This window comes from Pseudomonas sp. PA-1-6B (genome assembly GCF_021609545.1).
Lineage (GTDB): Bacteria > Pseudomonadota > Gammaproteobacteria > Pseudomonadales > Pseudomonadaceae > Aquipseudomonas > Aquipseudomonas fluorescens_BV.
Genome location: NZ_WJZM01000001.1, coordinates 69,758 through 94,021 on the forward strand (window position 1 = coordinate 69,758; position 24,264 = coordinate 94,021).

At 60.6% G+C, this 24,264-nt stretch carries 24 protein-coding genes and 1 tRNA gene; 14 read left to right on the forward strand and 11 right to left on the reverse strand.

Translation table 11 applies throughout. The features are described from left to right. Positions 1 to 477: 477 nt before the first annotated feature. Entirely contained in the window at positions 478 to 1,869 is a 1,392-nt protein-coding gene (gene gabP / locus GIV35_RS00320) for a GABA permease (RefSeq protein ID WP_034125525.1), read from the forward strand. Positions 1,870 to 2,178: 309 nt separating this feature from the next. Here the strand turns inward: gabP and GIV35_RS00325 are convergent, their stop codons facing one another. After that, positions 2,179 to 2,592, reverse strand: coding sequence for a hypothetical protein (locus tag GIV35_RS00325; RefSeq protein ID WP_236264741.1), 414 nt, complete (start codon positions 2,590 to 2,592; stop codon positions 2,179 to 2,181). 158 nt (positions 2,593 to 2,750) lie between these two features. On the opposite strand from GIV35_RS00325, the gene GIV35_RS00330 reads away from it, so the two are divergent. Then, the gene (locus GIV35_RS00330; RefSeq protein ID WP_198716198.1) at positions 2,751 to 3,716 is read left to right on the forward strand and encodes an arsenic resistance protein; all 966 of its coding nucleotides are present in this window, start codon (positions 2,751 to 2,753) and stop codon (positions 3,714 to 3,716) included. A gap of 87 nt (positions 3,717 to 3,803) precedes the next feature. Then, the gene (locus tag GIV35_RS00335) at positions 3,804 to 5,411 is read left to right on the forward strand and encodes an ArnT family glycosyltransferase (RefSeq protein WP_236264742.1); all 1,608 of its coding nucleotides are present in this window, start codon (positions 3,804 to 3,806) and stop codon (positions 5,409 to 5,411) included. Between the two features lie 36 nt (positions 5,412 to 5,447). On the opposite strand, the gene GIV35_RS00340 is transcribed toward GIV35_RS00335, so the two are convergent. The 5 genes from GIV35_RS00340 to GIV35_RS00360 form a co-directional block, all read right to left on the reverse strand. Continuing rightward, positions 5,448 to 6,119: a hypothetical protein gene (locus GIV35_RS00340; protein ID WP_105225438.1), complete on the reverse strand. Its 672-nt coding sequence runs from the start codon at positions 6,117 to 6,119 to the stop codon at positions 5,448 to 5,450. Positions 6,120 to 6,291: 172 nt separating this feature from the next. Further along, a tRNA-Phe gene (locus GIV35_RS00345) sits at positions 6,292 to 6,367 on the reverse strand. Positions 6,368 to 6,470: 103 nt separating this feature from the next. Further along, on the reverse strand, positions 6,471 to 6,743 hold the full coding sequence (locus tag GIV35_RS00350; RefSeq protein ID WP_124375904.1) for an oxidative damage protection protein: 273 nt from the start codon (positions 6,741 to 6,743) through the stop codon (positions 6,471 to 6,473). Further along, complete coding sequence (gene mutY / locus GIV35_RS00355) at positions 6,740 to 7,807, reverse strand: A/G-specific adenine glycosylase (RefSeq protein ID WP_054897554.1); 1,068 nt, start codon at positions 7,805 to 7,807, stop codon at positions 6,740 to 6,742. The genes GIV35_RS00350 and mutY overlap by 4 nt, the downstream gene beginning before the upstream one ends. Further along, positions 7,804 to 10,020, reverse strand: coding sequence for an AsmA family protein (locus GIV35_RS00360; RefSeq protein ID WP_236264743.1), 2,217 nt, complete (start codon positions 10,018 to 10,020; stop codon positions 7,804 to 7,806). Before GIV35_RS00360 ends, mutY begins: the two co-directional genes overlap by 4 nt. 325 nt (positions 10,021 to 10,345) lie before the next feature. Between GIV35_RS00360 and GIV35_RS00365 the strand changes: the two genes are divergently transcribed. From GIV35_RS00365 to GIV35_RS00395, 7 genes are all read left to right on the forward strand, one after another. Continuing rightward, positions 10,346 to 12,007, forward strand: a complete 1,662-nt coding sequence (locus GIV35_RS00365) for an OFA family MFS transporter (protein WP_054897552.1) — start codon at positions 10,346 to 10,348, stop codon at positions 12,005 to 12,007. A 292-nt stretch (positions 12,008 to 12,299) separates the two neighbouring features. Next, positions 12,300 to 12,896, forward strand: coding sequence for an imidazoleglycerol-phosphate dehydratase HisB (gene hisB / locus GIV35_RS00370; RefSeq protein WP_003187781.1), 597 nt, complete (start codon positions 12,300 to 12,302; stop codon positions 12,894 to 12,896). Further along, entirely contained in the window at positions 12,896 to 13,534 is a 639-nt protein-coding gene (hisH, locus tag GIV35_RS00375) for an imidazole glycerol phosphate synthase subunit HisH (RefSeq protein ID WP_054897551.1), read from the forward strand. Before hisB ends, hisH begins: the two co-directional genes overlap by 1 nt. Then, positions 13,535 to 13,792 (forward strand): DUF2164 domain-containing protein, encoded by a 258-nt coding sequence (locus GIV35_RS00380; protein ID WP_024072885.1) that lies wholly within the window; start codon positions 13,535 to 13,537, stop codon positions 13,790 to 13,792. 39 nt (positions 13,793 to 13,831) lie between these two features. Beyond that, the gene (gene hisA, locus GIV35_RS00385) at positions 13,832 to 14,569 is read left to right on the forward strand and encodes a 1-(5-phosphoribosyl)-5-[(5-phosphoribosylamino)methylideneamino]imidazole-4-carboxamide isomerase (protein ID WP_032894030.1); all 738 of its coding nucleotides are present in this window, start codon (positions 13,832 to 13,834) and stop codon (positions 14,567 to 14,569) included. Positions 14,570 to 14,578: 9 nt separating this feature from the next. Further along, positions 14,579 to 15,349: an imidazole glycerol phosphate synthase subunit HisF gene (gene hisF / locus GIV35_RS00390; RefSeq protein ID WP_003187786.1), complete on the forward strand. Its 771-nt coding sequence runs from the start codon at positions 14,579 to 14,581 to the stop codon at positions 15,347 to 15,349. 66 nt (positions 15,350 to 15,415) lie between these two features. Further along, positions 15,416 to 16,171 (forward strand): substrate-binding periplasmic protein, encoded by a 756-nt coding sequence (locus tag GIV35_RS00395; protein ID WP_236264744.1) that lies wholly within the window; start codon positions 15,416 to 15,418, stop codon positions 16,169 to 16,171. Between the two features lie 110 nt (positions 16,172 to 16,281). Here the strand turns inward: GIV35_RS00395 and GIV35_RS00400 are convergent, their stop codons facing one another. The 4 genes from GIV35_RS00400 to gpmI all read right to left on the reverse strand — a co-directional run bounded on the left by GIV35_RS00400 (position 16,282) and on the right by gpmI (position 21,481). Beyond that, positions 16,282 to 17,055: a divergent polysaccharide deacetylase family protein gene (locus GIV35_RS00400; protein ID WP_105225443.1), complete on the reverse strand. Its 774-nt coding sequence runs from the start codon at positions 17,053 to 17,055 to the stop codon at positions 16,282 to 16,284. A 2-nt stretch (positions 17,056 to 17,057) separates the two neighbouring features. Then, on the reverse strand, positions 17,058 to 18,371 hold the full coding sequence (locus GIV35_RS00405; RefSeq protein WP_034125537.1) for a S41 family peptidase: 1,314 nt from the start codon (positions 18,369 to 18,371) through the stop codon (positions 17,058 to 17,060). A 30-nt stretch (positions 18,372 to 18,401) separates the two neighbouring features. Beyond that, the gene (locus tag GIV35_RS00410) at positions 18,402 to 19,697 is read right to left on the reverse strand and encodes a murein hydrolase activator EnvC family protein (protein ID WP_236264745.1); all 1,296 of its coding nucleotides are present in this window, start codon (positions 19,695 to 19,697) and stop codon (positions 18,402 to 18,404) included. A gap of 257 nt (positions 19,698 to 19,954) precedes the next feature. Beyond that, positions 19,955 to 21,481, reverse strand: a complete 1,527-nt coding sequence (gpmI, locus tag GIV35_RS00415) for a 2,3-bisphosphoglycerate-independent phosphoglycerate mutase (protein ID WP_054897547.1) — start codon at positions 21,479 to 21,481, stop codon at positions 19,955 to 19,957. A gap of 151 nt (positions 21,482 to 21,632) precedes the next feature. On the opposite strand from gpmI, the gene GIV35_RS00420 reads away from it, so the two are divergent. From GIV35_RS00420 to secB, 3 genes are read left to right on the forward strand one after another with little or no spacing between them, the layout of a single operon-like run. Continuing rightward, positions 21,633 to 22,046 carry a rhodanese-like domain-containing protein gene (locus GIV35_RS00420; protein ID WP_032901811.1) on the forward strand — a complete coding sequence of 138 codons (414 nt, stop codon included), beginning with the start codon at positions 21,633 to 21,635 and terminating at the stop codon, positions 22,044 to 22,046. 1 nt (position 22,047) lies between these two features. Further along, positions 22,048 to 22,302, forward strand: coding sequence for a glutaredoxin 3 (gene grxC / locus GIV35_RS00425; RefSeq protein WP_003171118.1), 255 nt, complete (start codon positions 22,048 to 22,050; stop codon positions 22,300 to 22,302). 41 nt (positions 22,303 to 22,343) lie between these two features. Beyond that, positions 22,344 to 22,823: a protein-export chaperone SecB gene (secB, locus tag GIV35_RS00430; protein WP_032894017.1), complete on the forward strand. Its 480-nt coding sequence runs from the start codon at positions 22,344 to 22,346 to the stop codon at positions 22,821 to 22,823. A gap of 159 nt (positions 22,824 to 22,982) precedes the next feature. Here the strand turns inward: secB and GIV35_RS00435 are convergent, their stop codons facing one another. Next, a complete protein-coding gene (locus GIV35_RS00435; protein WP_003171120.1) occupies positions 22,983 to 23,438 on the reverse strand; it encodes a tRNA (cytidine(34)-2'-O)-methyltransferase in 456 nt (151 codons plus the stop codon). Here GIV35_RS00435 and GIV35_RS00440 point away from each other — a divergent pair. After that, positions 23,437 to 23,877 (forward strand): hypothetical protein, encoded by a 441-nt coding sequence (locus GIV35_RS00440; RefSeq protein ID WP_019819992.1) that lies wholly within the window; start codon positions 23,437 to 23,439, stop codon positions 23,875 to 23,877. The two genes, GIV35_RS00435 and GIV35_RS00440, sit on opposite strands and share 2 nt — an antisense overlap. The last annotated feature ends 387 nt before the right edge of the window (positions 23,878 to 24,264 follow it).

Sequence of the window (24,264 nt, forward strand, 5' to 3'; positions counted from 1 at the left end):
TGGATGACAGCCAACAGCGCTGCGGACGGTTAACCGGTGGTCTGCGGCAGGGTGTCGCATCGGCGCAGCAGTGTGTCGCGCCATCAACAACCTACAGACGTTTGACCCGGAAAGATCCACAGGCTTCGCGTAAAAAAGGGCGCGATGGTGCCAGCTTTGGCCGGGTGTTGGAAGGGTTAACCGGGCAAACGGTCCATATCAGCCCGGTTATGGGGCGTCACGTACTTTTTGTGTGTGTTTTTGGTGCGTCGCAATGCCACGAATGTGAGTCGCACGGTAACGCTATAGCGGAATGCCATTGTTCTCAATGACTTGCGATGGGTAGTGAATTGTCCTACAGCCCGCGCCAACTGTGGTTCTGAAATATTTTGGCGCAAATCTTGCGTAAAAAATAAAGAACGCCCTGTTGGATTCTTTTCACGAGAAAGGCTGCAAGCCGGGCGAACCGTTTTCGCAATTCCTCGCAAAGGTGTGTCAATGAGTAGTACGCAAAGCTCCAATGACCTCGAACAGGGGCTCAAACCGCGTCACGTCACCATGCTGTCGATTGCCGGTGTCATCGGCGCCGGTTTGTTTGTCGGCTCCGGCCATGCGATCGCTGCTGCCGGCCCGGCTGTGCTGTTGGCCTATGCAGCCGCCGGTACGCTGGTAGTCCTGGTGATGCGCATGCTGGCCGAGATGGCCGTTGCGTCACCGGATACCGGTTCGTTCTCTACCTATGCCGACCGGGCAATCGGCCACTGGGCCGGTTTCACCATTGGCTGGCTCTACTGGTGGTTCTGGGTGCTGGTGATTCCGCTGGAAGCCAACGCGGCGGCGACCATCCTGCACGCCTGGTTCCCCGACGTGGCGATCTGGGTGTTCACCCTGGTCATTACCTTGCTGCTCACCGCAACCAACTTGTTCAGCGTGAAGAACTACGGCGAGTTCGAGTTCTGGTTTGCGCTGATCAAGGTCGTGGCGATCGTGGGCTTTGTGATCCTCGGCCTGGCCGCGATCTTCGGCTTCTTGCCCACCAGCCAGGTCAGCGGTGTTTCGCACCTGTTCGATACCCAAGGGTTCATGCCCAACGGCATGGGTGCCGTATTGGCGGCGATCCTGACCACCATGTTCTCGTTCATGGGCACCGAGATTGTCACCATCGCCGCAGCCGAATCGAAGAACCCGGGCCAGCAAATCACCAAGGCCACCAACTCGGTGATCTGGCGGATTGGTTTGTTCTACCTGTTGTCGATCTTCATCGTGGTGTCCCTGGTGCCTTGGAACGATCCGACCCTGGCTGCCGTAGGTTCCTACCAGACTGTGCTCGAGCGCATGGGTATCCCGAACGCCAAGCTGATTGTCGACCTGGTGGTGCTGGTTGCCGTGACCAGTTGCCTCAACTCGGCGCTGTACACCGCGTCGCGCATGCTGTTCTCCCTGGGCCGTCGCGGTGACGCACCGGCCGTGGCCAAGCGCACCAACAAGAGCGGCACGCCTTACTGGGCGGTGTTGCTGTCTACCGGCGCCGCGTTCCTGGCGGTATTCGCCAACTACGTCGCTCCGGCGGCGGTGTTCGAATTCCTGCTGGCCAGCTCCGGCGCCATCGCGTTACTGGTGTACCTGGTGATTGCCGTGTCGCAACTGCGCATGCGCCAGAAGCGTGCGGCAGCGGGCGAGAAGATCGTCTTCAAGATGTGGCTGTTCCCAGGCCTGACGTACGCGGTAATGGTGTTTATCGTCGGTACGTTGACCATCATGCTGTTCCAGGAAGCGCACCGGGTCGAGATCATCGCCACCGGGGTTCTGAGCTTGCTGGTGGTATTGGCGGGGTTGGTGGTGGCGAGCCGTCGCAAGGCCCAAAGAGTGGGGGCTGCGGCGCTTAACTGACGAGAGACGGTGGTAGTGCACCTCGCAACAATGTGGGAGCCGGGCTTGCCCGCGATGACGGACTGCCAGTCGATATATTCGTCGACTGACACACCGCCATCTCAAGCAAGCCCTAATGCCAGTCAGTTAAGACAGAATCGGTAACTGTGGCGAGGGAGCTTGCTCCCGCTGGGGCGCGAAGCGGCCCCAAAAATGGGACTGCTACGCAGTCCAGCGGGAGCAAGCTCCCTCGCCACAAGTCACTGGTTGTCTGCTCGAGCTCTTAACTGACTGGCATTAGGGCAAGCCCGCTCCCACATTTTTTTTGTGTCAGTCGGGGGCGTTGGCCAGCGCCTGGGACGCCGCCACGTAATCGGTCTGGAACTGCGGCGACTCAATCCACGCTAACGCCGCGGCTTCGTCATCGCTGTCCGTCGCCCACTGCCGATACTCGATCAGCGCCGCCAGGATAAAGTCGGTCGCTTCTTCTTCGCCTTCCTGCTCCAGCACCAACGCCAGCAACGGGTGCGCAAGGAACACCGCACACAGCGCCTGCTGGCTGATCTCGCCTGCGGCACGCATCGCGACGAACAGTTCAGTCAAATCCACCGACTCAAGGTCGATGCGGCTGTCGTCGCCAGCAAAAGCATCCGGCTTGTGCGCCACGGCGCGCTGGGTGCGGTTTTGCTTGGCCTTGGCTTTTGCCCGGTGGGCGCGTTTTTGCTGCTTGTTTGGCGAGGCCATGGGCTCGACGTCCTTGGGGTCTGGGTCTAGAAGGTGTATTGAAGCGCAGGTTGGGGTAAATCCCAAGGGTTTCTCGGGCGGCAATGATTGCTGTAGTGCTCGACCTTATCTGCGCGGGTACTTAGGCTGACAGTCTAATGATCCACCAGAGCCCGCCCATGACCCGTGACACCCTGGAACACCATCAGGTCCCGATCTACTTTGTTGCCGTCTTTGTGGCCGTCACGTTTGGCCTGTTCTGGCCCTTATCCGCTCAGGGCTTCAGCCTTTGGGTGACACCTGCCATCGCCGTGCTGATGTATGCGATGTTTTTGCAGATCCCCTTTCTTGAGCTGCGCCAAGGCTTGGGCAACAAGCGATTCATGGCGGCCTTGCTGCTGGCCAATTTCATCTTGGTGCCTTTGCTGGTGTGGGGCTTGACCCGTGGCCTGGTGGAGCGCCCGGCGTTGCTGGTGGGCGCTCTGCTGGTGTTGCTGACGCCCTGTATCGACTACGTGGTGGTATTTACCCATATCGGCAAGGGCGATTCGCGATCGATGCTGGCGGCAACACCGCTGCTGCTGTTGCTGCAACTGCTGCTGTTGCCGGTATACCTGGGGCTGATGTTGGGCGAGCAATCCAGCGTGGTGGTAGCGGCGGGGCCATTTGTAGAGGCGTTCCTGGGGCTGATTGTGGTGCCGATGCTTCTGGCTGTCCTCACCAGCGCGCTTGCGCGGCGTTCGAGCGCTATCGGTCTTTGGAGCAGCGCCTGGGCGTGGTTGCCGGTGCCGGCGATGGCGCTGGTGTTGTTTGTCGTGCTCGCTTCGCACATCACTGCGGTGGTGCGAGATATCAACTTGTTGTTGCCGGTCATTCCAATCTACGTGGCGTTTGTACTATTGGCGCCGTTGATGGGCATTGGTGCTGCGCGGCTGTTCGCACTACCAGCGGTGACGGCGCGGGCGGTGACGTTCAGTGCGTCGACGCGTAATTCGCTGGTGGTTTTGCCATTGGCGCTGGCCCTGCCGGAGGAGGTGCGCGGTTTGGCCGCAACGGTGGTGATCCTGCAGACCCTGATCGAGCTGGTTGCCGAGTTGGCCTACGTTCGCCTGATCCCGGCAGTGGTGTGGCCCACCAGTCGGTAACCGCGTGAATGTTCAGGTCTGTTCAGGCGCCATTCAGGGGCGCGTTCGGCACCATACGCCAGCGCTTCCCACCTGACAGGTCACCCGATGGATCACCGCAACCGTTTTCGCCTGGAGTCACTGGGTATTTTTCTGGTCGCTCTCTTGTTGTTCACAGTAGGCATCTGGGATCAGCAGCCCCAGGGTTTTGACGGGCGTTGGGCGCTGTTCATGCAGGAAATGTATCGCCATGGCGCGAGTCTTTTCCCCACCACCTACGGCCAGCCCTATGCGGATTACCCAGGCACCGCGACCTTCTTCAGTTATCTATTCGCCCGCTTGTTTGACGCGCCGAACCACTTGGCGAATGTGCTACCCACGGCGCTCGCGTCGGCGGGGGTGATCGCGCTGATGTATCGCCTGCTGGCACCCTACAGCCGTGCCTGGTCGCTGCTGACGGTGCTGCTCACGCTGCTCACCGCCCAGTTGCTCGAAAAGTCGCGCTCGGTGTGCCTGGACCAGATGGTTGCACTGTTATGCGTGGGCAGTTTCTACCTGCTGCACACCGGCGAACGCCTCGGGTCACGGCTGAGGCAACTGGCGGTGTTCCCGCTGTTCATCCTGGGTTTCGCCATACGTGGGCCGCTGGGGTTGATTGAAGTCTGCGCGGTGGTATGTGTGTATTGGGCGTTGGGCAGGCCGGGGGAGCGTGTCCGACAGGTGCTGATCCACGGCGTTGCCGGCCTGGTGCTGCTCGCAGCGTGCTGGTGGCTGCTGATGAAGCTTGCGCGGTTCAGTGGTGGCGCTGCGTTTGCCGATGAGGTGTTCAAGATGCAAGTCGGCGGGCGCCTGGATGAGTCGGGTGAGCCGTTTTACTTTTACTTCCAACTGAGCTTGTACCGCTACTTCCCGGTGGTGCCGCTGGCGTTCGCGACCCTGTTTGCGTTGCGCCATCGCTGGCCCGAGCGTTGGGCCAATCAGCACCTGCAATTGCTGGTGCGGTTCGGGGGCTGCGGCTTGATGATTCTGCTCGGCCTGTCGGTACCGCATTTCAAGCGCGCTTATTACATTTTGCCGATGGTGCCGATGTTTGCGGCTGTCGCTGCCTATGGGCTGCTTCACGCGCAAGGCTGGCTGGTGGGCGTGCGCCGTTTCTATGAATGGCTGGTCGCGGCGCTGCCGGCGTTGTGCGTGGTTGTGTTGTTTGTGTGTCGACACGCCTGGCACAAGCAGGGCTACTGGCCGGAGATTTCCTTGCCGTTGATGATCGGCGTGCTGGTGATGCTGCAAGTCGCGGCGTTGATAGCCTGGCAGCGAGCATGGCGGTTGGTGTGGCTCAGTCTGATCGCGCTGGTGGCGCAATGGCTGTTGCTGGTGACGGTGATAGAGCCGGCCAAGGACCTGCAATTCGACACCCGGCGGTTTGTCAGCCAGGTGGAGGCGTTGCGCCAGGCGCAGCCAGGTCCCTTGGTGTTTGTCGACCTGGCCCGAGATACCTGGGCGGTGCGCTACATGATGAACCTGGATCACGATGAACAGCCGCTGTTTGTCGGCCGTCACGAGCTTGAGAAGTTGGCGACGCTGCCCCGGCCCTCCTGGGTGATCGTGTCGCGCAAGGAGACCGCGCTGTTGAAGGGTTCGCCGGTGGAGCACCTGGCATCGAGCTATCAAGGGCGCTTGAATGACAACCCGTTGATGGTGTTTTTGCTCAAGTAAGGAGGCCCTTGAGCCAAGGGCCTGCCGAGCAGCTGATTACTTGCAACGGAAGCTTTCAGGCATCGTGACCGTGTAATTGCGCTGCACGCGGTCCTGGAAATTCAGGTTCTGCAAACCCTGCTGTACCAGGAAGGCTTCGACCTTGGCGGCTTGGCAATCGTCGTTATAGGACGACGCCCGTAGCAGGTAGACCGCGCGCCTGCTCACTTCATCACGAGCGGTGACCCGGAAGGTGGTGAGCGTGGTGTAGCCGGTGCGCTCCGAGGTCCCGACCGGGCCGTATGAGGTGTTTGGGGTGCTGGTGCAGGTCAACTGGTCGGTCTTTTTCTTGTTCTTCTTGCATTGGGTGGTGGTGCTGTTTGCCACCTGCCCGTATTCGGTGGCGGTATAGCGATACGTCACCTGCTTGCTGTCGACGTCCAGGGTGACGGTCATTTTGATTGGTGCATGGTTCTTGGGCAGCGTGGTGTCGGTGAAGACATTGCGAAAGCCCTGGTCCTGCATGGCGCGGACCATGTCACGCAGGTAGTAGCGAGCATTGAGTGAGTTTTCATCACTGCCGCCAGTGGAGGTCACCAGCACGGTTGCCTGTCGATCGAAGTGATAGTCGGGATCAGGCGTCGCGTTGATCGCTACGTCCAACTGCGTGGCACACCCACTGAGCAGGGCGGTCAGTAGTAACAGGGTGCAAAGCAAGAAGCGGGTCATGAAAAAACCTTACAACTGAGATTTGGGTAAAGGCTGAACGATTGAGTCCAGCCAAAAATAACCCTCAATCGTCCTGCTGCGACATTGTGTCCGTAAATGCGTGAGTCGCATTAAATCGCAGGCAATAAAAAACCCCAAGGAACACATTGTTCCTTGGGGTTTCTCGGTATTTTGGTGCCCAGAGACGGAATCGAACCGCCGACACGGGGATTTTCAATCCCCTGCTCTACCGACTGAGCTATCTGGGCAACGGGGCGCATTAAACGGGTTTTTCAGGGGGGCGTCAAGCAAGTTTTCAAAAAATATTTAATTATTACCGTCGCTTACGTGCAGACCCCGGTTTTTGATCAATTATTGAGCAGGTGGAACGTAGCCGTCGGCCTTGGCGTATTCCTCGCCGGAAAAGAACTTGTCCATTTCGCCCTGCAGGTATTTGCGGTCTTCGGCGTTCATCATGTTCAGGCGTTTTTCGTTGATGAGCAGGGTCTGGTGTTTTTGCCAGTCGGCCCAGGCCTGGGCGGAGACGTTATCGTAGATGTCCTGGCCTTTGGCGCCCGGAAAAGGGGCACGCTCCAGGGCTGGCAGTTCTTCTTTGTACTTGCGGCACATGATGGTGCGGGTCATGACGAAACTCCTGCGTTCAATACGTCGGCCGCGCGCTTCAGCAGTTTTTTCACCGGGGCGGCAAGGCCCAGGCGCGGCGGGGTGGCGAGGTTATACCAGAGCCAGTCGGCCTCGGCCACGTGATGGGCGGTTTCCTCGACCTGGACCAGCCAGGGTTCGATGGCCAGCTGGAAGTGGCTGAAAGTGTGGACCAGCCCGGGCAGTTCCTGATGCTTGCCCAGCGCCAGCGCGTGCTGGTTGGCGAGGTGATCCAGGTCTTGCAGGTCGTCCAGCTCCGGCAAGCTCCACAAGCCGCCCCACAAGCCCGTAGACGGGCGACGGTAAAGCAGGATCGCGCCCTCGGCGTTGGCCAGCATGGGCATCAGCGTGCGCTTTTGCGGGATGGTCTTGCGCGGCTTGGGGATCGGGTAGCGTGTTTCCAGGCCCAGCATGTGGGCTTCGCAGCCTTTTTCCAGCGGGCACAGCAGGCAACTGGGTTTGCTGCGGGTGCACAGGGTGGCGCCCATGTCCATCATGGCCTGGGTGTAGGCGTTGACGCGCTCAAAGGGCGTGAAGCGCTCTGCGGTGGCCCACAGCTGTTTGGCGACCTTGGGCTCGCCCGGGTAACCCTCTTGCGCGGTAAAGCGCGCCAGCACGCGTTTGACGTTGCCGTCGAGGATCGGCGCGCGCAGGCCCATGCTCAGGCTGGCAATCGCGCCAGCGGTGGACAGGCCGATGCCCGGCAGCTCGGTGAGCTTTTCCACGTCGCGGGGGAATTCGCCGCCGTGTTCGGCCACCACGATCCTGGCGGTCTTCTGCAGGTTGCGCGCCCGTGTGTAGTAGCCCAGGCCCGTCCACAGGTGCAGCACTTCATCTTCCGGCGCGGCGGCCAGCGCTTCGACCGTCGGCAGGGACGCCATAAACCGGTCAAAGTAATTGAGCACGGTGCTCACCTGGGTCTGTTGCAGCATGATCTCCGACACCCACACCCGGTAAGGGGTGATGCCCTGTTGCCAAGGCAGGTCGTGGCGGCCATGGCGGTCGTACCAGTCCAGCACCGCTTGTGAAAACTGCTCGGTTCTCATCGGTTGAACAAGCCCTTCAATGCGTCTTTGAGCTTGGGGTTAACCTTGTCGAGTTTCTCTTCCAGCTTCTCGTTGAGGCGGTTGCCGGCAGCCTTGAGGGCGACCTGGCCCAGGCCGTCCTTGTCCAGGCGGCAGGCCTTGGCGCCAAGCTCAAGCGGGCCTCGGCAGCGCAGTGGCACCTCAATGCCCTGGAAGTTGGCGCCGACCTGGCAGGCCGGGTCCGGCACGTCGCGCTTGTCGCCTTCGACGATGATGCCGACGCGGTAGTCCATACCCAGCACGCGTAAATCCACATCACCGTTGCCGTTGAGCGTCAGGCCAGGGATGCGTACTTTCAGGTCGGGGTTGCTGGCCACGCCGTTACGGAACGTGAGGTTGCCGCGCAGTTCCTGGAAGGGCGTGTCCTTGCCGCCTGGTGTGGCGCTCAGGGTCTTGCGGTTGAGCAGGGCGATGCCGGTGCACAGTTGCTGCTCGATGTTGGCATTGAGCAGCACACCGTTGTTGATCACGATGCTGGTGGTGCCGTTGAGGCTGTCGATCAAGGCCTTCTGGCTATTGCCACGGCCGTTGAGGTTACTGTCGAGGGTGAGTTGGCCTTTGACCGGCGGGGTTTTCCCTTGGGCCTGCAGGATGCGCTCAACGGGCACCTGCTTGATGTGGCTTTGCAGGGCCAACACTGGCGTGTCCTGGCGTACGTCGAGCGTGCCGTTGGCCTGGAACGTGCCGTTGTAGAGACCGCCGCTAAGGGTGTCGAGCTTGAGTTGCCCGTCAATGCCGGAGGCTTTGAGCACCGCGTTCTGAATGGGCAGCTGGCTCAGGGTCAGTTCGCCAAAGGCCAGGTCTGCATTCACGTCCAGGCTGCGCAGGCGCGTCAGCGGCAGCAGTTTGTCGTTGCTCCAGGCACCTTTGGTCGGCGCCTCCGGCAATGGCGTGTTGCCGCCTGCCGCCATGGCGCCGGCTTCGCTGCTCTGTACTTCGGCCTGGCGTGCGGCGGTTGCGCCTTTGGCGGCTTCGGATTTGGCCGGCAGGTAATTGTCGGCATTGAAGGTATCGCCCTTGAGCTGCACACGCAGTGACTGCTTGGCGAAATCATCCACAGCGACGCGGCCGGTGAAGGTGCTGGCATCGAGCTTCAGGTTCAAGTCTTTCAGGGCGACGCTGGTGGGCGTGCCCTTGAGGCGGCTCACCAGTTCGACCTTGCTCAGGCTGCCTGGAGCCATGGCAGGCAGTGGGTGGCCGACGCTCTCAAGAAACTTGGCCAGGTCAAACTGGGCAACCGACAGGGCGCCGCTGATCTGCGGGGTTTTGTCCAGGTCATTGGCCTTCAGTTCGCCCAGGGCGCGCAGTTGGTTGGCCGCCAGTTTCAGGTTGGTCCATTCGGCGACGTTGGCCGCCAGGTCCACCAGCAGTTGGCCCTGGGTGGAGAAGCTCACGGTCTTGCCTTGCAACGGCTCACCGGTGGCTTCGCCACTCAAGCGCATGTCTTCGAACTGATAACGCTTGAGCGCGCGCTGGATGCGCAAGTTGCCGTTCAGCTCAGTCTTGACCCGCATCAGCGGCTGGTTGCTGCCCAGGAATGCGGTGAGTTTCAGCGGGATGCTGGCGCCTTCGTGGATGGCACCGGCACTCAACTGGATACTTTCGGCACTCAATTGCTTGCCGGTCTGTTCATCGGTGTATTCGACGCGGGCGTTGTTGATGGTCAGGCTGTCGATGTCCAGGCGGATCGGCTGCGGCGGTTTTTCCGGCTTGGTTTCAGCCACCGGTTCGACCGGCGCGGGAGCGGGGGCACCGGCGGTTTCGTCGGGCAGGTTCTTGCCGATGTCTTCCCAGTTGCCGTGACCTTGTTTGTCGCGGTTCAGGCGCAGGTTCAAGCCCTCGACACGCACATCGCTCATTTGTACTTCGCGGCGCAGCAGTGGCAGTACGCGCACCGAGAGGCCGAGCATCTGCAAGTCGGCAAACGGTTGAGTCGGTGCGGTCAGGGTCGCGACACTGGCTTCATGAAGCTCCAGGCCGAGCCAGGGGAACAGGCTCCAGCCGATATCGCCATTGAGCGTCAGCTCGATGTGGGCCTTGTCGCGGGCTATCTGGCGAATTTCTTCTTTGTAGTCGTTGGGATCGAAAAGGTGGGTCAGGGCAAAGCCGAGCGCCACAATGATCAGCAACAGCCCGAGAAGTACCAGACCCAGGATTTTGCCGAACGCTTTCATGGGCGAGTCCTTGTATGTCGATTTCAAAATTTAGCCGCAGAGTATAACGCCCGAAGGCCGGCGTCAGTTCACGGATCGTTACATTGTATCCACCGGTGCGGAAATGGGATTTTGACGTCAAGAAAATACAGATAATCGAAAAAAGGTAGTGGCAGTTTGATTTTTCCGTCATCCACTGGTGCTAATCTCTGCACGTTCGTCCGCCTTCTGCGACTTAACGTCGCGCCTAAAAGGGAGCTTCACTCAACAAAACGGCCACGCTTTGCGTGCAAGGCCGAGGGAGAGAGCGCCTGACGGACGCATACCAATAACTGGGGGAAACACCATGAGCACTAGCACTGTGGCCGGCAATGCCGCCGCACAGCCTGCGTTCCTGTCCAAGGAACGCATCATCGCCAAGCCGGGCTTCAACCGCTGGCTGGTTCCACCGGCCGCACTGGCCATCCACTTGTGCATCGGCATGGCCTACGGCTTCTCGGTGTTCTGGCTGCCCTTGTCCAAGGCGCTGGGTATCACCGCGCCGGTGGCCTGCGCGCCGGACATGAGCTTTATCGCCCAAGTCTTTTCGTCCCAATGCGACTGGCCCATCTCCATGTTGGGCTGGATCTACACCCTGTTCTTCATCTTCCTGGGCTGCTCCGCAGCGATCTGGGGCGGTTGGCTGGAACACGCCGGGCCGCGTAAGGCTGGTGTTGTCTCAGCGCTGTGCTGGTGTGGTGGCCTGCTGATTTCGGCCTTGGGTATTTATACCCACCAGATCTGGCTGATGTGGATCGGCTCCGGGGTCATTGGCGGTATTGGCCTGGGCCTGGGCTATATCTCGCCCGTCTCGACCTTGATCAAGTGGTTCCCGGACAAGCGCGGCATGGCCACTGGCATGGCGATCATGGGCTTTGGCGGCGGCGCGATGGTGGGTGCACCTTTGGCCGCGGCGCTGATGGGCCATTTCTCTTCACCGACCAGCGTCGGTGTATGGCAGAGCTTTGTGGTCATGGCGGCGATTTACTTCGTGTTCATGATCGGTGGCGCACTGCTGTATCGCGTGCCGCCAACCGGCTGGAAGCCTGAGGGTTGGACTGCTCCGGCGAAAAAAGCCAGCAATGCGATGATCACTCACCGCCATGTGCATGTGAATGTCGCGTGGAAAACCCCGCAGTTCCGCCTGGTATGGCTGGTGCTGTGCCTGAACGTGTCGGCCGGTATCGGTATTCTGGGCATGGCTTCGCCGCTGCTACAGGAAGTATTTGGCGGCAAACTCCTGGGCGTCGATGTGCCATTTGGTCAATTGGATGCGGGCCAGTTGGCCTCCATTGCAGCCATTGCCGCTGGTTTTACCGGCCTGTTGAGCCTGTTCAACATCGGTGGACGGTTCTTCTGGGCGTCGTTCTCCGACTACCTGGGGCGTAAAAACACCTATTTTGTGTTCTTCGCACTGGGCTTTGCCCTTTATGCGTTGATCCCGAACCTGGGGCACCTGGGTAACGTGGCGCTGTTCGTGGCTGCGTTCTGCATCATCCTGTCGATGTACGGCGGTGGTTTTGCCACGGTTCCGGCCTACCTGGCGGACCTGTTCGGCACTCAGATGGTTGGCGCGATCCACGGTCGCCTGTTGACCGCCTGGGCCGCTGCGGGCGTGTTGGGCCCGGTGTTGGTGAACTACCTGCGTGAATACCAGTTGAGCATCGGCGTTGAACGCGCCGCGGCCTACGACATCACCTTGTACATCCTGGCCGGCCTGCTGGTGCTGGGCTTCATCTGCAACCTGCTGGTGCGCCCGGTGGCCGACAAGTACTTCATGACCGACGCGGAACTTGCCGCCGAACAGGCGCTGGGCCATGACAAAGGTGCTGATGCGAGCACCGTGCTGGAATGGAAGGCCTCCGCCGCCAGCAAGCCGCTGGCGATTGCCGCGTGGCTGGTAGTGGGTATTCCGTTGGCGTGGGGTGTGTGGGTGACCTTGCAGAAGACGGCGGTACTGTTCCACTGACACCGCAATAAGGGTGGGCCCGGCTCCTGTGGGGCCGGGCTTGTGTGGGAGCTGGCTTGCCTGCGATAGCATCACTGCGGGGCAACTGGTACACCGAGGTGCCTGTATCGCAGGCAAGCCAGCTCCCACACAAGCCAGCTCCCACATAAGCCCATGCTCACATGTATGCACATGTCTATCCCCGACATTCCTCGCTCCAACTCGTCAGTCTTATCCCCTTCGTTGTTTCTGTTTAGCGCCTGCGCCCCTATAATGGCTGCCTTTTTCGCCCAATGATTTTGCGGAGCTGGTGATGGCCGAACGTAAGGCATCTGTCGAGCGCGACACTCTGGAAACCCAGATCAAAGCCTCGATCAACCTGGATGGCACCGGAAAGGCCCGATTTGATATCGGTGTACCTTTTCTTGAGCACATGCTGGACCAGATCGCCCGTCACGGGCTGATCGACCTGGATATCGTCGGCAAAGGCGACCTGCATATCGACGACCACCACATGGTGGAAGACGTGGGCATCACCCTCGGCCAGGCGTTTGCCAAGGCCATCGGCGACAAAAAAGGCATCCGTCGCTACGGCCATGCCTATGTCCCGTTGGATGAAGCGCTGTCCCGTGTGGTCATCGACTTCTCCGGTCGCCCGGGTTTGCAGATGCACGTGCCGTACACCCGCGCTAACGTGGGCCGTGGCTTTGACGTCGACCTGTTCCAGGAATTCTTCCAGGGCTTTGTCAACCACGCACTGGTCAGCCTGCACATCGACAACCTGCGCGGCACCAACACTCACCACCAGATCGAAACCGTGTTCAAGGCTTTCGGCCGCGCACTGCGCATGGCCGTGGAAGTCGATGAGCGCATGGGCGGGCAAATGCCGTCGACCAAGGGCGTCCTGTAATGCAGACGGTCGCGGTTATCGATTACGGCATGGGTAACCTGCACTCGGTGGCCAAGGCCCTTGAGCATGTAGGCGCTGGCAAGGTGCTGATCACCAGCGATGCCAACGTGATTCGCGAAGCCGACCGTGTGGTGTTCCCCGGCGTCGGTGCGATTCGCGATTGCATGGCCGAGATCCGTCGCCTGGGCTTTGATAGCCTGGTGCGCGAAGTCAGCCAGGACCGCCCCTTCCTCGGTATCTGCGTGGGGATGCAAGCCTTGCTCGACAGCAGTGAAGAGAACGGCGGTGTCGACTGCATTGGCCTGTTTCCAGGGCAGGTGAAGTTCTTCGGCAAAGACCTGCATGAAGATGGCGAGCACCTCAAAGTCCCGCACATGGGCTGGAACGAAGTGCGCCGCACCGTCGACCACCCGCTGTGGCACGACATCCCGGACATGGCGCGTTTCTACTTCGTGCACAGCTACTATATCGCCGCCGGTAACCCGCGCCAGGTGGTGGGTGGCGGGCATTACGGCGTCGATTTTGCCGCCGCGCTGGCCGATGGTTCGCGCTTTGCCGTGCAGTTTCACCCGGAGAAGAGCCATACCCATGGCCTGCAATTGCTGCAGAACTTCGCCGCGTGGGATGGTCGCTGGTAAATGGCCAGGAAACCGAAGCAGCCGATCTTGAACCTCACGCCCGAGCAGGAGCGTGAGGCTACCGACAAGATCAAGCGTTTCATGGAGGACCGCTTCGAGCTCAAGCTGGGCTCGTTCGAGGTCGCCGAAATTCTTGAGCTGTTCACCACCGAAGTGGCGCCGCATTATTACAACAGGGCGATTTTCGACACGCAGACGCTCCTTAAAGAAAGGTTCGAAAGCATCGAAAGCGACTTGTGGTCGCTTGAGAAACCCTGATTTCCCAAGCATTGCTGAATATCGAATAAGGTTTGCCAGATGCTGATTATCCCCGCTATCGATCTCAAGGACGGCGCTTGTGTCCGCCTGCGCCAAGGCCGCATGGAAGATTCCACCGTGTTCTCCGATGACCCGGTGAGCATGGCTGCCAAATGGGTAGAAGGGGGCTGCCGTCGTCTGCATCTGGTGGACCTGAACGGCGCCTTCGAAGGCCAGCCGGTCAATGGCGAGGTGGTCACCGCCATCGCCAAGCGCTACCCGACCCTGCCGATCCAGATCGGCGGCGGTATCCGCTCCCTGGAAACCATCGAGCACTACGTGAAAGCGGGCGTGAGCTACGTGATCATCGGCACCAAGGCCGTGAAAGACCCAGCCTTCGTCGCCGAAGCCTGCCGCGCGTTCCCTGGCAAGGTGATCGTCGGCCTGGATGCCAAGGACGGCTTCGTCGCCACCGACGGCTGGGCTGAAATCAGCACCGTGCAAGTGATCGACCTGGCCAAGCAGTTCGAAGCCGACGGCGTGTCCGCCATCGTTTATACCGACATCGCCAAAGACGGCATGATGCAGGGCTGCAACGTACCTTTCACCGCAGCCCTGGCAGCGGCCACCAAGATTCCGGTGATCGCTTCCGGCGGCATCCACAACCTGGGCGACATCAAGTCGCTGCTGGACGCCAAGGCGCCTGGGATCATCGGCGCCATCACCGGCCGTGCGATCTATGAAGGCACTCTGGACGTCGCCGAAGCCCAGGCTTACTGCGACGCCTACAACGGCTGAGGACTGACCATGGCGCTGGCCAAACGCATCATCCCTTGCCTGGACGTCGACAACGGTCGCGTGGTCAAGGGCGTCAAGTTCGAGAACATCCGTGACGCCGGCGACCCGGTGGAAATTGCCCGTCGATACGATGAGCAAGGTGCCGATGAGATTACCTTTCTCGACATCACCGCCAGCGTCGATGGCCGTGATACCACGCTGCATACCGTCGAGCGCATGGCCAGCCAGGTGTTTATCCCGCTGACCGTGGGTGGCGGCGTGCGCACCGTGCAAGACATCCGCAACCTGCTCAATGCCGGTGCGGACAAGGTCTCGATCAACACCGCCGCCGTGTTCAACCCCGAGTTTGTCGGCGAAGCCGCACAACACTTCGGCTCGCAATGTATCGTGGTGGCTATCGACGCCAAGAAGGTCTCCGGCCCGGGCGAAACCCCGCGCTGGGAGATCTTCACCCACGGCGGGCGCAAGCCTACCGGGCTGGACGCGGTGGAGTGGGCGATGAAGATGGAAGGCCTGGGCGCCGGTGAGATCCTGCTGACCAGCATGGACCAGGACGGCATGAAAAACGGCTTCGACCTGGGCGTCACCCGCGCCATCAGCGATGCCCTGGGCATTCCAGTGATCGCGTCGGGTGGGGTTGGCAACCTGCAACACCTGGCCGATGGCGTGCTTGAAGGCCACGCCAGCGCGGTGCTGGCGGCGAGTATTTTCCACTTTGGCGAATACACCGTGCCCGAGGCCAAGGCCTACATGGCGGCGCGCGGTATCGTCGTGCGCTAAACGCTGCTGGACACCATGGCAGGCTCGCGGCACTCTCTGCGCTTGCCATGGATTCCGGTAGCCTTCATGTTCAAACACCTGCTGCTCGCCCTTGCCAGTTCCTCCATGCTCATGGTGGCTACGGCACACGCCGAACAACCGTCTGACGCCTCCCTGGTGTTGCTGACGGAAAATTTTCCGCCCTACAACATGGCGAAAAACGGCAAGAACTTCGCCAAGGACGAGAACATTGAAGGCATCGCCGTGGACATCGTGCGCGAAACCTTCAAGCGCGCTGGCATTTCCTACAACCTCACTCTGCGTTTTCCTTGGGAGCGAATCTACAAGCTCGCCCTGGAACAGCCAGGTTACGGCGTGTTTGTGATGGCGCGGTTGCCAGATCGTGAAGCCTTGTTCAAATGGGTCGGCCCTATCGGCCCGGACGATTGGGTGTTGCTGGCCAAGGCAGACAGCAAGATCGAGTTGGAAAATCTGGAGCAAGCGCGCCGTTACAAGATTGGCGCCTACAAAGGCGATGCCATTGCCGAAAGCCTGGACAAGCAGGGGCTCAAGCCGATGGTCGCCCTGCGTGACCAGGATAATGCGCAAAAGCTTATGGAAGGCCAGATCGACCTGTGGGCCACTGGCGATCCTGCTGGGCGTTACCTGGCGCGGCAGGTGGGAGTGAACGGGCTCAAGACGGTATTGCGCTTCAACAGTGCGCAGCTTTACCTGGCGTTGAACAAAGACGTGCCGGATGAGCTGGTGGCCAGGCTCCAGGCCGCATTGGATGAGTTACGCAACAGCGGCCGTATAGACGAAATCATGGCGCAATATCTGTAAGTGAGCTGTTGTGGCGAGGGAGCTTGCTCCCGCTGGGCTGCGTAGCGGCCCTAAAATCGTGGGAGCGCTTCGCACTCCAGCGGGAGCAAGCTCCCTCGCCACAGTGACTGTCAGCGATAGATGCCGTTTTTGCCGTGGGCACTCATCGCCCGATTACTGCGCACGCTGATCATCAACTTGATATCGATCCACTCCACGCCCTGCGCCTTGAGCTTGGGCAACTCGCGCTCCAGCACCGCCAGCGTCTGTGGGTAAGGGTGCCCTATCATCACCGCCGAGCCCTGCTTGTGCGCCAGTTTGATCGCGGTCTGCAGTTGCGTGGTAATCGCCGCCTCGGTGCGTTCGTCATCGAGAAATACATCCCGCGACACATGGGCCAAACCGATCTTCTGCGCCTCGGCGGCGGCGACGGTTTGCGCACTGGTGCGGCTGTCGACGAAGAACTTGTGGCGCCGTTGCAGCTCACCCATCAGCCAAGTCATCGCTACCGGTTGTGCGGTCATGCGGCTGCCCATGTGGTTGTTGATACCGGCGGTGTAGGGCACGGCTTCAAATGCCGCGTCCAGGCGCTTGCCCAGTTCTTCGATGGACAGCTCCGGGTGCCAGGCGAAGGGGCCGGTGGCTGGGTCCATGGGCATGTGCAGGATCACGATCTTGCCAGCCTTGTGGGCCTCACGGGCAAATTCGGTGGCGTGGGGCGTGTCCGGCATGATGGCGGCGGTCACCGGGCCGGGTAGCGCAAGTACACGACGATCCCGAGGCAGGTTTTGCCCCAGGTCGTCGATGATAAGCGTCAGGTAGGCTTTGTGCGCTTCGCTGGCAGTGGCCGCTTGAGCGACCCCTGCCAGGCTGCACAGCACAGCGATGATCAGGGCAAGACGCATGATCAACGGCTGCGGGTGATGCTCAAGCCCTTGAGCAGGCTGAGCGCCTGGGCCAGTTGGTAGTCATCGTCCTGCGGCATCGGCTTGGCCTTGGCGCGGCTACCGGTTGGCTGGTCGGCACCGCCGTTGCCATTGCCCAGGTGGCCTTGCAGGTCGGCCTCTTTGTAGTATTCGCCATCGATCTCGTTGGTGATCTTGGCGCGGCGTACTTCGATGTCCGGCACAATGCCCTGGGCCTGGATCGAGCGGCCGTTCGGCGTGTAATACAGCGCCGTGGTGATCTTCAGTGCACGGTCGTTGTTCAGCGGCAATACGGTCTGCACCGAGCCTTTGCCGAAGCTGGTGGTGCCCATCAGCACGCCGCGCTTGAGGTCTTGCAGGGCGCCGGCGACGATTTCCGAGGCCGAGGCGCTGCCGCCGTTGATCAATACCGCCAGTGGCACGTTCTCGCTGAGGTCGTTGCCAGTGGCCGAGAAGCGCAACTCGGAGTTGGCGATACGGCCCTTGGTGTAGACGATCAGGCCCTTGGTGACGAAGTGGTCGACCACCTCGACCGCCGACTGCAACACGCCGCCTGGGTTGTTGCGCAGGTCAAGCACGATGCCGTTGAGCTTCTTGCCGTTGTCCTTGCGCAGCTTGGCCAGGGCCTTGGCCACTTCGTCGCCGGTCTTGACCTGGAACTGGGTGATACGGATGTAGCCGTAGCCCGACTCCAGCAACTGGCTTTTCACGCTCTTGACCGTGATGGTCGCACGGGCCAGGGTCACGTCAAACGGGTTGCCGCCGTCGCGTACCAGGGTCAGGGTGATCTTCTGGCCGAGCTTGCCGCGCATCTTGTCGACGGCTTCGGTCATGGTCTGGCCACGGGTCGGCTGGCCGTTGATCTTCACGATCAGGTCGCCGGCCTGGATGCCGGCCTTGGACGCCGGGGTGTCGTCAATAGGCGAGACCACTTTGATCTGGCCGTCTTCGGAGCCCACTTCGATGCCCAGGCCGCCGAACTCACCGCTGGTGCTTTCCTGCAGCTCGGCGAAATCTTCCGGGCCCAGGTAGGCGGAGTGCGGGTCGAGGTTGCTGAGCATGCCCTTGATGGCATTTTCCAGCAGGGCCTTGTCGTCTACGGGTTCGACATACGCTGCCTTGATCCGGTCCATGACCTCGGCAAAGGTGCGCAGCTCGTCCAGCGGCAATGGCGCCTTGGTCGTCGCAGCCATGGCAGGTGCAGCCGGTGCGGCCTGGTCGGCAAAAGCCAGAGGCGCGCCGATCACCAGGGCGATCGTCAGGGCCAGCGAAGTGAGGCGGGACAAATGCAGCATGTCGAACGAACTCCTAATGTAGATGCGACCCTATCCTTGGGACCGGCACCATTGTGCAGGGTCGCTCGGGCGGCCCTGCTGACGAATAGCGAAGTACAGCGCCGGGGTGTCCTGGCCGCCACTGTTACCGACAGTGGAGATGGATTCACCGGCTTTTACAACATCACCTGCCGACTTGAGTAATGTCTGATTGTGGCCGTAAAGGCTCAAATAGCCATTGCCGTGGTCAAGAATCACCAGCAAGCCGGCGCCCCGCAACCAATCGGCGAACACCACGCGCCCACCGTGCACCGCGTGGACCTGGCTGCCGGCAGAGGCGCTGATCATCACGCCATCCCACTTGGCGCGGGTGTCATCGCCACGGGTTTCCCCAAAGCGTGCCAGTAATCGACCATCAACCGGCCATGGAAGTTTGCCTCGTGCGGAAGCAAAAGGGCCGCCGAACGACTCGCCGCTGCTGGAAACCAACGGGCCAGGCGCTGCACGCGCCGGTTTGCGCGGGGCCGGAGCGTCGGTGGTGGCAGCCAGTTCGGCCTCACGCTGACGCTTTTTTTCGGCTTCCTGCTGGGCGATCAGCGCTTTTTGCCGCGCTTCTTCGGCCTCGCGTGCCTGGCGGGCCAGGGTTTCTTCAATGGTCTTGAGGACTTTGGCCAGGTCGGCCTGGTCTTGCTCGCGGGCCTGCAACTTGGCGTCGCGGGCTTTTACGTCGCTGTTGAGCTTGGCCAGGGCCTGCTGGCGTTCCTTGCGTACTTTTTCGAGCTGGTCGCGCTGGGTGTCGAGGGCGGTTTTCTGGTCGAGCAATTGCGATTGCTGGTCGGCGATTTCCTGCTCGACATTGGCCAATTGGCGCAGGGTTTCGTTAAATCCCTTCAATTGCGCCAGGCGCGCCTGGCTCAGGTAATCGTAATAGGTGAGGGTACGGGCGAATTTTTCTGGGTTCTGCTGGTTGAGCAGCAGCTTGAGGTACTCCTGGCGGCCGCTCTGGTACGCGGCACGGGCCTGGATCGCGATCAGGCGTTGCTGTTCAACGCGTGCGCTCTGGAGTTTTTTTTTCTCAGCGTCGAGTCGCTCCAGTTCCGACTCGCTCTTCTTTAGTTCTTTTTGCAGCTCCTGGACCTGCTTCTCCAGCTTGCCCATTTCGGTTTCCGTGCCGCGCAGGTCTTTCTGCACTCCGGATTTTTCTTCCTGGAGCTTGCCGAGCAGCTTTTTCAGCTCGGTAATGTCCTGACGCGTAGCGTCCAACTGTTGTTGGGTTTGTGCACGCTCATCGGCAAACGCCGGTTGGAGCAGGCAGACAAGAGCAAGGGTTATCAAGGCGCGAAGCATAGAGGCGGGCGACACCAGGGGAAAAGGACGGCCTAGTATGCCCGCCAAGCGCTGCAAAAAAAACGCCCAATTGGGGCTGGTAGGCAAGATAGGTGCCGAGTGGTGCTGGTATGGCGAAAAGACATCTATCAAACACCACAAACCAATGTGGGAGCGGGCTTGCCCGCGATTGCGGTGGGTCAGCGACATAGATGTCGACTGATTAGCCGCTATCGCGGGCAAGCCCGCTCCCACACTGTTTTGTGGCGTACTTTGGATCAGACCAGGATCGAGGTCCCGGTCATCTCCTTCGGCTGCTCCAGCCCCATCAGCTTGAGCATGGTCGGCGCCACATCCGCCAGCACGCCACCTTCACGCACTTTCAGGTCACGTTTGCCGACATAGATGAACGGTACCGGTTCGGTGGTGTGCGCGGTGTGAGCTTGGCCGGTGGATTCGTCGGACATCTGTTCGCAGTTGCCGTGGTCGGCGGTGATCAGTGCTTCGCCGCCGACTTTTTCCAGCGCGTCGACGATGCGGCCAACACATTTATCCAGGCATTCCACGGCCTTGACCGCCGCTTCCAGGTTTCCACTGTGGCCAACCATGTCGCCGTTGGCGTAGTTGACGACGATCACGTCATAACGCTGGTGATCAATGGCGTCGACGATCTTGTCGGTGACTTCCGGTGCGCTCATTTCCGGCTGCAAGTCGTAGGTAGCGACTTTTGGCGACGGGATCAGGATGCGCTCTTCGCCGGGGAACGGCTCCTCGCGGCCACCGGAGAAGAAGAACGTCACGTGGGCGTATTTCTCGGTTTCGGCGATGCGCAGTTGGGTCTTGCCGTTCTTGGCCAGGTAGTCGCCCAGCACGTTCTCCAGGCTGCCCGGGGCGAACGCCGACGGGGCCGGGATGTTGGCGGCGTATTGGGTGAGCATGACGAACTCGACCTTCGGCTGGCGCGCGCGTTCGAAGTCCTTGAAGCCTTCATCGACGAACACATGGCTCAGCTCACGGGCGCGGTCGGCGCGGAAGTTCATGAACACCACGGCGTCGCCGTCTTCGACCTTCACCGGTTCGCCGATGGTGGTGGCTTTGACGAATTCATCGCTTTCACCGCGGGCGTAGGCCGCTTCCAGGCCTTCCTGGGCGGTGGCTGCGTTGAATTCGGCCTGGCCGTCGACGATCAGGTTGTAGGCCTGGGCGACACGGTCCCAGCGGTTGTCGCGGTCCATGGCGAAGTAACGGCCCACCAGGCTGGCAATACGGCCCTTGCCCAGGGCGGCGAAGGTGGTATCCAGCAGTTCGATGGAGGATTGCGCGCTTTTAGGTGGCGTGTCGCGGCCGTCGAGGAAGGCGTGCAGATAGATTTTGTCAGCGCCGCGCTTGAACGCCAGTTCGGCCATGGCGACCAAGTGATCCTGATGGCTGTGTACGCCGCCGTCCGACAACAGGCCCATGAAGTGCACGGCCTTGCCGGCGGCAACGGCTTTATCGACCGCCGCGCAGATGGTCGGGTTTTCGAAGAACTCGCCATCGCGGATCGCCTTGGTGACACGAGTGAAGTCCTGGTACACCACTCGTCCGGCACCGAGGTTCATGTGGCCGACTTCCGAGTTGCCCATCTGGCCGTCCGGCAGGCCCACGTCCATGCCGGAACCTGAGATCAGGCCGTTGGGCACGGTGGCGGTCAGGCGGTCCAGTACCGGCTTGTTGGCCGAGTACACTGCGTTGTCGTGGTGGCTTTCACTGTGTCCGAAGCCATCGAGAATTATCAGGACCAAAGGTTTAGGCGTGGTAGTCATAGATCCTCTCGCGGCGCTAATAAAGGAAGACAATTGAAAAGGGAGTGGCAGTTTAAAGCGAAGTTCCAACCACGTCACCGCTTTACGGGGGTTGGCCCCCCCTGGCGGCTGTGTATACTTACCGCCATTTTAACGCCCTGGAACCTCCTTGATGGTTGATCACCTGATTGCATTTGCCACTGCCCACTACCTGCTTGTGGGCGCCTTCGTCATCCTGCTGGCGCTGCTGATCGCTCACGAACTGAGCCGCGGTGGTCGCAGCCTGAGCACGTCGGAGCTGACCGCGCTGGTCAACAAGGATGAGGCCGTCGTCGTCGATATTCGCCCGGCCAAGGATTATGCCGCCGGCCATATCGTTGGCGCCCTGAACATTCCCCAGGACAAGCTGATTGCGCGTCTGGGCGAACTGGAAAAGCACAAGGCCAAGACCATCATCCTGGTCGATGCCCAGGGCCAGCACTCCGGCACCCACGCCCGTGAGATGCTCAAGTCCGGCTTCACCGCCGCCAAGCTGTCGGGTGGTATCAGCAGCTGGCGTGGCGATAACCTGCCGTTGGTGAAGTGATATGAGCCAGGTTGTCGTGTATTCCAGCGATTGGTGCCCTTACTGCATGCGGGCCAAGGCCTTGCTTGAGAAAAAGGGTGTTGCCTTTGAAGAGATCAAGGTCGATGGCAAGCCCCAGGTGCGCGCCGAAATGGCCCAGAAGGCTGGCCGCACGTCGGTCCCGCAGATCTGGATCGGCACCCGGCATATCGGTGGTTGCGACGACCTGTTCGCTCTGGAGCGCGCCGGTAAACTTGATGCGCTGCTGTCCGCCTGACGTCTAAACCCTTAAGAACCCAAGATAAAGAAGGATCTGCGATGACTGATCAACAGAACACCGAAGCAGCAGAAGCTCAAGGCCCACAGTTTTCGCTGCAGCGGATCTACGTGCGTGACCTGTCGTTCGAAGCGCCAAAAAGCCCGGCCATCTTCCGTCAGGAGTGGACCCCAAGCGTTGCGCTGGACCTGAACACCCGTCAGAAATCCCTGGAAGGTGACTTCCACGAAGTCGTGCTGACCCTGTCGGTCACCGTCAAGAATGGTGAAGAAGTCGCTTTCATCGCTGAAGTGCAACAGGCCGGTATCTTCCTGATCCAAGGCCTGGACGAAGCGTCCATGAGCCACACCCTGGGTGCGTTCTGCCCGAACATCCTGTTCCCGTATGCCCGTGAGACCCTGGACAGCCTGGTTACCCGTGGTTCGTTCCCGGCCCTGATGCTGGCCCCGGTGAACTTCGATGCCCTGTACGCCCAAGAGCTGCAGCGCATGCAACAGGAAGGCGCGCCAACCGTTCAGTAATTTGCTGAGCGATGCGGTTCTAAAATGTGGGAGCGGGCTTGTGTGGGAGCTGGCTTGCCTGCGATAGCATCACTGCGGTGTGACTGACACACCGAGGTGCCTGCATCGCGGGCAAGCCCGGCTCCCACACAAGCCCGCTCCCACATTTGTTATGCGGTGTTATTTAAAGCCCAGTTGGCGCCAGCCTTCATAGACGGCAACGGCTACGGTGTTCGACAGGTTCAGGCTGCGGCAGCCTTCACGCATCGGCAAGCGCAGGCGATGGCCATCGGGCAATGCGTCAAGCACCTCGGCCGGCAGGCCTCGGCTCTCCGGGCCGAACAGGAACGCGTCGCCCTCGGCAAAGCTGGCATCATGAAACGGCCGCGAGCCCTTGGTGGTGAACGCGAACAGCCGAGGGTGGCCCAGGCTCTCCAGGCAACTGGCGAGGTCGGCATGGCGCTTGAGGGTGGCGTACTCGTGGTAGTCCAGCCCGGCACGGCGCAGGCGCTTGTCGTCCATGTCAAAGCCCAACGGCTCGATCAAATGCAGGTGGCAGCCACTGTTGGCGCACAGCCTGATAACGTTGCCGGTATTCGGCGGAATTTCTGGTTGAAAAAGGATGACGTGAAACATGCACGGCTCCGAAGGCAAAGATGCGCTGCATTCTACCCCCGAAGACGACCCGAGACCGAAGCTATTGCCGAGGGTGTTGGGCTCATTGGCGATTGTCGGCTTGATGATTGGCTTGATGATCGGTCGCTTGACCACCCCCGAGCCGCTGGAGCTGCAACAGGTAGAACCTGCGGCGGATGGTTTGGTGGTGTGGTTCAACGACGAACCCAAGCTGCACGGCGAGCATATCGACGGCACCGTGGCGTTGCTGTTTGACGCCCAGGGAAAGGCTGCAAGCGGGCAGCTCAAGGTCAATGACAAGGACGTGAATTGGCGCATACGCAAGACCGACGCTGGCCTGCTGCTGAACTTGGTGGCGGCTCGGCCGTTGCGTGGGGAGTGGAGCGGTGCAGAGGTCGATGGCCGCTGGCGGCTGGAGATCCATCTCCAAGAGCAATAAAAGAGGGAGTTCCCGGCCTGCCTGTACCAGGGCTCCCAAAACGGGGTGAAGCCCAAGGCTTCGGTGTTAAAGAGGGGATTCTCGGCCTGCCTGTACCAAGGTCCCCGAAACTGGGTAGTACTGGGGTTGTTGCAGGGGGCGTGCCAAAACTTGCAATTGCTGCTGGAAAAAAATGCCAAAAAGCGCAAAGCCCCGGAATACGGGGCTTTGTTTGTTTCTGCTACCAAGAAATTTGTAGCGAAAGCGATATGTGAGTTTTCTGGTCTGTGCTCAATGCCGGTTCATTGTGCATTGAAGCGGTGCACAGTCTGCAGGCATTGCACAAAACCAATGTGGGAGCTGGCTTGCCTGCGATGAGGGCGTGTCAGCCCTATACAGGGTGACTGA

Excerpts from the sequence above, each read along its gene's own strand:
- gabP (WP_034125525.1), top strand. The coding sequence starts at position 478 with ATGAGTAGTACGCAAAGCTCCAATGACCTCGAACAGGGGCTCAAACCG.
- GIV35_RS00325 (WP_236264741.1), bottom strand. The coding sequence starts at position 2,592 with ATGGCCTCGCCAAACAAGCAGCAAAAACGCGCCCACCGGGCAAAAGCC.
- GIV35_RS00330 (WP_198716198.1), top strand. The coding sequence starts at position 2,751 with ATGACCCGTGACACCCTGGAACACCATCAGGTCCCGATCTACTTTGTT.
- GIV35_RS00335 (WP_236264742.1), top strand. The coding sequence starts at position 3,804 with ATGGATCACCGCAACCGTTTTCGCCTGGAGTCACTGGGTATTTTTCTG.
- GIV35_RS00340 (WP_105225438.1), bottom strand. The coding sequence starts at position 6,119 with ATGACCCGCTTCTTGCTTTGCACCCTGTTACTACTGACCGCCCTGCTC.
- GIV35_RS00350 (WP_124375904.1), bottom strand. The coding sequence starts at position 6,743 with ATGACCCGCACCATCATGTGCCGCAAGTACAAAGAAGAACTGCCAGCC.
- mutY (WP_054897554.1), bottom strand. The coding sequence starts at position 7,807 with ATGAGAACCGAGCAGTTTTCACAAGCGGTGCTGGACTGGTACGACCGC.
- GIV35_RS00360 (WP_236264743.1), bottom strand. The coding sequence starts at position 10,020 with ATGAAAGCGTTCGGCAAAATCCTGGGTCTGGTACTTCTCGGGCTGTTG.
- GIV35_RS00365 (WP_054897552.1), top strand. The coding sequence starts at position 10,346 with ATGAGCACTAGCACTGTGGCCGGCAATGCCGCCGCACAGCCTGCGTTC.
- hisB (WP_003187781.1), top strand. The coding sequence starts at position 12,300 with ATGGCCGAACGTAAGGCATCTGTCGAGCGCGACACTCTGGAAACCCAG.
- hisH (WP_054897551.1), top strand. The coding sequence starts at position 12,896 with ATGCAGACGGTCGCGGTTATCGATTACGGCATGGGTAACCTGCACTCG.
- GIV35_RS00380 (WP_024072885.1), top strand. The coding sequence starts at position 13,535 with ATGGCCAGGAAACCGAAGCAGCCGATCTTGAACCTCACGCCCGAGCAG.
- hisA (WP_032894030.1), top strand. The coding sequence starts at position 13,832 with ATGCTGATTATCCCCGCTATCGATCTCAAGGACGGCGCTTGTGTCCGC.
- hisF (WP_003187786.1), top strand. The coding sequence starts at position 14,579 with ATGGCGCTGGCCAAACGCATCATCCCTTGCCTGGACGTCGACAACGGT.
- GIV35_RS00395 (WP_236264744.1), top strand. The coding sequence starts at position 15,416 with ATGTTCAAACACCTGCTGCTCGCCCTTGCCAGTTCCTCCATGCTCATG.
- GIV35_RS00400 (WP_105225443.1), bottom strand. The coding sequence starts at position 17,055 with ATGCGTCTTGCCCTGATCATCGCTGTGCTGTGCAGCCTGGCAGGGGTC.
- GIV35_RS00405 (WP_034125537.1), bottom strand. The coding sequence starts at position 18,371 with ATGCTGCATTTGTCCCGCCTCACTTCGCTGGCCCTGACGATCGCCCTG.
- GIV35_RS00410 (WP_236264745.1), bottom strand. The coding sequence starts at position 19,697 with ATGCTTCGCGCCTTGATAACCCTTGCTCTTGTCTGCCTGCTCCAACCG.
- gpmI (WP_054897547.1), bottom strand. The coding sequence starts at position 21,481 with ATGACTACCACGCCTAAACCTTTGGTCCTGATAATTCTCGATGGCTTC.
- GIV35_RS00420 (WP_032901811.1), top strand. The coding sequence starts at position 21,633 with ATGGTTGATCACCTGATTGCATTTGCCACTGCCCACTACCTGCTTGTG.
- grxC (WP_003171118.1), top strand. The coding sequence starts at position 22,048 with ATGAGCCAGGTTGTCGTGTATTCCAGCGATTGGTGCCCTTACTGCATG.
- secB (WP_032894017.1), top strand. The coding sequence starts at position 22,344 with ATGACTGATCAACAGAACACCGAAGCAGCAGAAGCTCAAGGCCCACAG.
- GIV35_RS00440 (WP_019819992.1), top strand. The coding sequence starts at position 23,437 with ATGCACGGCTCCGAAGGCAAAGATGCGCTGCATTCTACCCCCGAAGAC.
- GIV35_RS00435 (WP_003171120.1), bottom strand. The coding sequence starts at position 23,438 with ATGTTTCACGTCATCCTTTTTCAACCAGAAATTCCGCCGAATACCGGC.